Consider the following 5,868-nt stretch of genomic DNA (forward strand, 5'->3'; position numbering starts at 1 on the left):
ATTCGCGCCAGGGCATGCACCGCGCGGTTGTCGCGGTGGGTTGGCCCGGGACGCGCCGCCCCGGCCAGATACAACGGCGAGTTCTGGTGCACGAACGGCAGCGGTACGAATTCGGTGAACCCGCCGGTGCGGTCCTGGATATCGCGCAGCACGTTGAGGTGGCCCACCCAGTGCCGTGGACTGTCGACGTGTCCGTACATCATCGTCGACGACGACCGCAGGCCCACTTCGTGTGCGGTGGTCACGATCTCGATCCACATCGAGGTCGGCAGCTTGCCCTTGGTCAGCACCCAGCGGACCTCGTCGTCCAGGATTTCGGCTGCGGTGCCGGGAATGGTGTCCAGGCCCGCCTCGCGCAGGGTGATCAGCCATTCGCGAACGCTCATCCCGCTCTTGGTCACGCCATTGGCGATCTCCATCGGGGAGAACGCGTGCACGTGCATGGAAGGGATTCTGGATTTGACGGCGCGCACCAGGTCGGCGTAGCCGGTGACGGGAAGCTCGGGGTCGATTCCGCCCTGCATGCATATCTCGGTGGCGCCGGCGACGTGGGCCTCCCAGGCGCGGTCGGCGACCTCGTCGGTCGACAGCGAGTAGGCGTCCGCATCGCCCTTACGCTGGGCGAAGGCGCAGAACCGGCAGCCGGTGTAGCAGATGTTGGTGAAGTTGATGTTGCGGTTCACCACGAAGGTCACCTCGTCGCCGACCACGTCGCGGCGCAACGAATCGGCCAGCGCGGCGATAGCTTCCAGGGCAGGACCGTCGGCGGTGGCCAACGCCAGGTACTCGTCGTCGGTACAGCCGGCGGGATCGCGTTCGGCCGACCGCAGCGCGGCCAGCACATCGGTGTCCAGGCGCTCGGGCGCTTTGGCGCCCTGGGCGGCCAGCTCGTGCACGTGCGCCCGGATCGATTCCCAGTCACCGAAGGCACTATCGAGGTCACTGCGCGTCTCGGTGTGGCGGCCGTCGGTATCGATGGCGGCGTTGAGGTCGACCCGGCCGGAGGATGCCACGTCGTCGGGCTCCTGCCAGGGCATGCCCACCGGGTTGACGTCGCGAGCCAGGCCGGTTGCCGGGTCGGCCAGCGCCACCACATGCGCCCGCACCCGCGGATCGATCCACGCCGCACCCGCCTGCACGTACTTGGGCTGGGCGGTCAATCGCTGCACCAGGTCGTAACCGGCTTGCGCGGTGACGGCGTCAAGCTCGTCCAAGGCCGGCCAGGGCCGTTCCGGGTTGACGTGGTCGGGCGTGAGCGGCGAGACACCACCCCAGTCGTCGACACCGGCGGCGACCAGCGCCAGACACTCGTCGGCCGACACCAGATTGGGCGGCGCCTGGATCCGCATCCCCGGGCCGAGCACCAACCGCGCGACCGCCACCGTCGCCAGGTAGTCCTCGATCCCGGCGTCGGGCACAGCGGCCATCACGGTGTGTTCCTTGGCCCGGAAATTCTGCACGATCACTTCTTGGATGTGTCCGAACTCCTTGTGCGACTTACGAATCGCGTGCAGGGTGTCGGCACGTTCGGCCAGTGTCTCACCGATGCCGACCAGCAGACCGGTGGTGAACGGAATGGACAGCCGGCCCGCGTCGGTCAGGGCCCGCAGCCGCACCGCCGGGTCTTTGTCGGGGCTGCCGTAGTGCGCCATGCCCTTGGTTTCGAACAGCCGGCGTGACGTCGTTTCCAGCATCATGCCCATCGAGGGTGCAACGGGTTTGAGCCGCGCCATCTCCGACCAGCTCATCACGCCGGGATTCAGGTGCGGCAACAGCCCGGTTTCCTCCAGCACCCGGATCGCCATCGCCCGCACGTAGGAAAGGGTGGAGTCGTAGCCCCGCTCACCGAGCCACTCGCGGGCCTCGGGCCAGCGGTCTTCGGGCCGGTCGCCGAGCGTGAATAGTGCTTCCTTGCAACCGAGTTCACCGCCTCGGCGGGCGATGTCAAGGATCTCGTCGGGCTCCAGGTACATGCCGGCGCCCTGGGCGCGCAGCTTGCCCGGCACGGTGACGAAGGTGCAGTAGTGACAGTTGTCCCGGCACAGGTGGGTGACCGGGATGAACACCTTGCGTGAATACGTGATCGGTAACCGGCCGTTGGGGCCGCGCCGCCCGGCCGACTCCAGACCGGCGTCGCGGACCCGGGCCGCGCTCGCGCACAGGTCGTCCAGATCCGCGCCACGCGCGGTCAGCGCGACGGCCGCCTCGTCGATGTTCAGCACGACGCCGTCCCGCGCGCGCCGCAGTACCCGCCGCAGCGCCGAAGCACTGTGTTTAGGCGGGGCCGCGCCCGGAACAAGGGGGTTCGGTAGTGCGATGGGCTGCTCGCCCGGAGTCAACGGCACGTTGGTTTAACTTCCCCACGATCGAATTTCATCCGCGCGTCTCAACAATTTGGAGCTTTGGCAACCATGCCACCACCATGACCTGCCATATCCGCAACAGTAGCGCCAGGCCGCGGCCGGCACGCGGTCGACCATACCGGCGCCATATCCGCGGGATCGCGATACCATCCTTTAACGGGTATCGGTCGTTGAGGACCAAGCGATCGCCGCGCTGTCGTGACTCAGGGGGTAATGCTGATGTCTTTCGTGATCGCTGCGCCGGAGGCGCTGACCGCTGCGGCGTCGGATATCGCCGGAATCGGTTCCAATCTCACGTCCGCCCACGCGGCGGCCGCGGCACCGACGACCGGTGTGCTGGCGGCGGCCTCCGACGAGGTATCGACGCAGATCGCGGCCTTTTTTTCGGCCCACGGCCAGGGATATCAGCGGTTGAGCACGCAGGCCGCGGCGTTTCATGACCAATTTGTGCAGTCCTTGACTTCCGGAGCGAGCAAGTACGCGGCGGCCGAATCCAGCGCCGCGCAGACCCTGCTCGGCACGATGAATACCTCCGCCCAGAAGGTCTTGGGGCACCCGCTGATCGGCGGCGGGGCAGCCGGCTTACTGGGTGGAGGCGGTCTCCCGAGTCTGCTCGGCGGGGGCGGCGCCCCCTCCAGCCTCGGCACGCTGGCGCTGCGGCCCACCGGCGGTTTGGGTGCGCTGACCAGCCTCAGCCCGCTGCTGCGTGCGGGCGGCATCACGAACGCAGCGGCGGCACCGGCGGCGTTCGATTGGATAGCCAATGCGATCAAGAATTCCTACACCTTCATCGAGCCGTGGGTCCGGTGGGGCTTCAGCGTCGCCGCGTGGGCGGTGGGTTGGCTGCCCTGGATCGGCATCCTGGCGCCGCAGATCAACTTCCTCTACAACCTCTTCGAACCGATGGTGCAGAGCGCACTGTTCAACACGCTCGATTGGATTACCGGCACCATCAGCTTCGGCCAGGGGCTGACGAATTTCTTCAATGCAACCGCGGCGTCAATCGGCGCGTTCATCAACACCGAGATCAACTGGTTGCTCAGCTTCCTCCCGCCGTGGCCGCCGTTCAGTCTGCCGCCGTTCCCGCCGTTCCCGTAACCCGTCAGCGGTGGCGGTTTGTCCGCCAGAGCACCCACACCGGGGGTATGACCCCCAACAGAATCAGCATCGGAGCGGCGTAGGCCATCAGCCCGTTGCCGCCCAAGATGACGGCGTCGCCGGGACCGCCGAGGCCCATCGCAGCGACCGTCAACAGCCACGTCCACAAGGGCAGCGCGGCCACCCGTGGCGACGTGGTCCATCGGCTTGCGGCCCACACCAGGGCCGCATTGACCAGTCCGCTGATCAATCCGCTGATGGGAACGGGCACCGAGCCCACGTAAAAGGGCAGCAGCAGCGCCCCTGCTAATGCCGACAGGACCCCGTCGACGGCCAACAGTGCCAGAACAACGACACGGATAGCGGGATCTGCCGCGCCGCTGTCTTCGACCGACGCCGGCAGTGGCTTGGTTTCGGTCAGGTCGGAATGCTGTCGATATTGGAGAGTATCGAACCGATCACCCATTGCAGGCTGTCCAGCCGGTCCTGCCAGTGCTGCATGTTCGGGTCCAGGTCGGGGTCCATCCGAAATCCTTCCGAGTCCGTCCAAAGCTGCCTGTTTTAGGCAGCCTACCTCGTATCGGAACCATTGAAGCCCAGTCCCGCCAGCAGATCTGTTTCCCAACCGCGCTCATCGCGATCTCCCGCCGAACCGGCGGCCAGGACATAGTGTTCCTCCGCGAGGATCGGCAGCGCCATGTTGTTGGACAGGGCGCAGGCCCGACTGGTCGGGCCGACGGTGAGCTGGGTGGCGTGTGCTCTGAGCGCCGCCGCCTTGGCGTCGCGTGCGTTCGGGGTGGCCTCGACGACGGCATCGATGTCCTCGTCGCTGTATCCGAAGTCGAACTCTTCGGTGGGCGGGATCATCCACTCGGGCCGCACATCGTCGGGACTCAGCGCACGCCAACCCTCCATCAGCGCGCGTTCGGCGAGCACTGTCCAGTAGAACTTCGGCACCGTCCATGGTTTTCCCGGGTAGGAGTCGGTGGTGCCCGAGGCGGCGACTGCGGCCGTGGTGACGGTGTGGGCGTGGATGTGGTCGGGATGCCCGTAGCCGCCGTTGGGGTCGTAGGTCACCACCACGTGCGGCCGCTGCTCGCGAATGATCGCCACCAGCGCGCCGACCGCCTCCTCTTCGTCGGCGTCGATGAACCTCTGGCGGCTCCGTGGCGCGGTGCCCTGCATGCCCGAGTCGCGCCAGCGACCCGGGCCGCCGAGATAGATGGGTGTGCCGACCCCCAGCACGCGCAATGCCTCGGTCAGTTCGCCGATTCGGTAACCGCCGAGCTGGTCGGCGTGGTCGACAGCCAACCCGGCCCACCGGTCGCCGACGACCTCACCCTCCTCCCCGAGGGTGCAAGTGACGACGCGCACCTGCGCCCCGCGGGCGGCGTAATGCGCGATGGTGGCACCGGTGCTGAGGCTTTCGTCGTCGGGATGCGCATGCACGAACAGCAGCCGCGGTGTCTCAGGCATGGACGCACCCTACCCGCCGGTCGCAGCCAATAGGAACGCGAGCGGCTACTATCGACGAATGGCGCAGTTGACCCCGACCACCACCAATGTGGGCCGGAGCCGCCGACGAGGCGAAGTCCTCGAACGCGCGCTCTACGAGGCCACGTTGGCCGAAATGGCCGAAGTCGGTTACGGCAGGCTGACGATGGAGGGGATCGCGGCGCGGGCTCACACCGGCAAGGCCGCGCTGTACCGGCGCTGGACCAGCAAGCATGACCTGGTGCACGCGGCGTTGCATCACGTGCTGCCGCCGTTGTCCGAGCTGCGCGCCGGCCGGTCGGCCCGGGAGAACCTGCTGGCGGTGTTCACCGCCCACCGCGACGTACTGGCCGGCAAGACCGCCTTCCCCGGCCTGGACATCATCGGTCAACTCATTCACGAACCCGAACTGCGCGCCATCTTCGCCGACGCCGTCGTCGCACCACGGCTGACCATCGTCGAGTCGATCCTGCGCGACGCGGTCCGCGACGGCGACCTCGACCCGGCCACGCTGACCCCGATGACCGCGCGGGTCGGACCCGCGTTGATCAACCAGCACTTCCTGCTCACCGGGCTGCCACCGAGCCGGCGCGAGCTGGGGTTCATCGTCGACACCGTGATTCCGCCGAAAGCACCGGCGGCACAAGCTAACTGACCAGCCGGTTAGCTATCGCCGGCCAGCAGGCCGATAAAGTCGCTGCCCGCCGCCAGGCCCTGGTCGGCGATGCCCACCACGCCGCCGATCTGGCCGTCGTTGAACGGCTGCGCCGCGCTACCGGTCAACAGCCCCGGGATCAGGTTCTCCCCGTTCTCGGCGCCCAGCATTCCGTTGAAGCCCTGCTCAGCAGTGCCCAACCCGGTGTTGAACACGTTGAACAGCCGGTTGGGCACACCGTTGAGCGCACTGTCGGTG

Annotated in this window: 5 protein-coding genes and 1 pseudogene; 2 read left to right on the forward strand and 4 right to left on the reverse strand. The window is 67.4% G+C overall.

What is annotated here, in order from left to right; genetic code table 11:
* The coding region (locus tag VML93_RS38145) for a bifunctional FO biosynthesis protein CofGH (protein ID WP_325619018.1) at positions 1-2,345 on the reverse strand (2,345 nt) is incomplete at its 3' end.
* A 237-nt stretch (positions 2,346-2,582) separates the two neighbouring features.
* On the opposite strand from VML93_RS38145, the gene VML93_RS38150 reads away from it, so the two are divergent.
* Positions 2,583-3,461 carry a PE family protein gene (locus VML93_RS38150; protein ID WP_325619020.1) on the forward strand — a complete coding sequence of 293 codons (879 nt, stop codon included), beginning with the start codon at positions 2,583-2,585 and terminating at the stop codon, positions 3,459-3,461.
* A 4-nt stretch (positions 3,462-3,465) separates the two neighbouring features.
* On the opposite strand, the gene VML93_RS38155 is transcribed toward VML93_RS38150, so the two are convergent.
* Positions 3,466-3,927 carry a hypothetical protein gene (locus VML93_RS38155; RefSeq protein WP_325619022.1) on the reverse strand — a complete coding sequence of 154 codons (462 nt, stop codon included), beginning with the start codon at positions 3,925-3,927 and terminating at the stop codon, positions 3,466-3,468.
* 104 nt (positions 3,928-4,031) lie between these two features.
* Complete coding sequence (mshB, locus tag VML93_RS38160; RefSeq protein ID WP_325619024.1) at positions 4,032-4,937, reverse strand: N-acetyl-1-D-myo-inositol-2-amino-2-deoxy-alpha-D-glucopyranoside deacetylase; 906 nt, start codon at positions 4,935-4,937, stop codon at positions 4,032-4,034.
* Between the two features lie 58 nt (positions 4,938-4,995).
* Here mshB and VML93_RS38165 point away from each other — a divergent pair, with 58 nt between their 5' ends.
* Positions 4,996-5,610, forward strand: a complete 615-nt coding sequence (locus VML93_RS38165) for a TetR/AcrR family transcriptional regulator (RefSeq protein ID WP_325619026.1) — start codon at positions 4,996-4,998, stop codon at positions 5,608-5,610.
* An 8-nt stretch (positions 5,611-5,618) separates the two neighbouring features.
* Here the strand turns inward: VML93_RS38165 and VML93_RS38170 are convergent.
* Positions 5,619-5,868 (reverse strand): annotated as a pseudogene (locus VML93_RS38170) (PE family protein); the annotation flags it as partial.

Origin of the sequence: Mycobacterium sp. (assembly GCF_035499775.1) — a bacterium.
GTDB lineage: Bacteria > Actinomycetota > Actinomycetes > Mycobacteriales > Mycobacteriaceae > Mycobacterium.